The 732-nt window shown below is 56.0% G+C and carries 1 rRNA gene; it reads left to right on the top strand.

Annotation, left to right across the window (positions count from 1 at the left end):
* Positions 1-91: 91 nt before the first annotated feature.
* Positions 92-732, top strand: a 16S ribosomal RNA gene (locus KHO31_RS39010); the annotation flags it as partial.

The raw sequence follows: 732 nt of genomic DNA, 5'->3' as shown, positions 1-732 counted from the left end.
TGGGGTGGATTCACTTCGGCAGGAGGATCATTCGTCAGTACGTTGAGTGAGCGACCGGTCTCGGAAGAGACCGAAAAACAGTAACAGGTTTGAACTGAAGAGTTTGATCCTGGCTCAGATTGAACGCTGGCGGCATGCCTTACACATGCAAGTCGAACGGCAGCACGGGGGCAACCCTGGTGGCGAGTGGCGAACGGGTGAGTAATACATCGGAACGTGTCCTGTAGTGGGGGATAGCCCGGCGAAAGCCGGATTAATACCGCATACGCTCTACGGAGGAAAGGGGGGGATCTTAGGACCTCTCGCTACAGGGGCGGCCGATGGCAGATTAGCTAGTTGGTGGGGTAAAGGCCTACCAAGGCGACGATCTGTAGCTGGTCTGAGAGGACGACCAGCCACACTGGGACTGAGACACGGCCCAGACTCCTACGGGAGGCAGCAGTGGGGAATTTTGGACAATGGGGGCAACCCTGATCCAGCAATGCCGCGTGTGTGAAGAAGGCCTTCGGGTTGTAAAGCACTTTTGTCCGGAAAGAAAACCGCCGCCCTAATATGGTGGTGGGATGACGGTACCGGAAGAATAAGCACCGGCTAACTACGTGCCAGCAGCCGCGGTAATACGTAGGGTGCAAGCGTTAATCGGAATTACTGGGCGTAAAGCGTGCGCAGGCGGTTTGCTAAGACAGATGTGAAATCCCCGGGCTTAACCTGGGAACTGCATTTGTGACTGGC

Origin of the sequence: Paraburkholderia domus, from assembly GCF_905220705.1 — a bacterium.
Lineage (GTDB): Bacteria > Pseudomonadota > Gammaproteobacteria > Burkholderiales > Burkholderiaceae > Paraburkholderia > Paraburkholderia domus.
The sequence above is the reverse complement of the archived record's forward strand: the minus strand, read 5'-3'. Positions and strand labels throughout refer to the sequence as shown.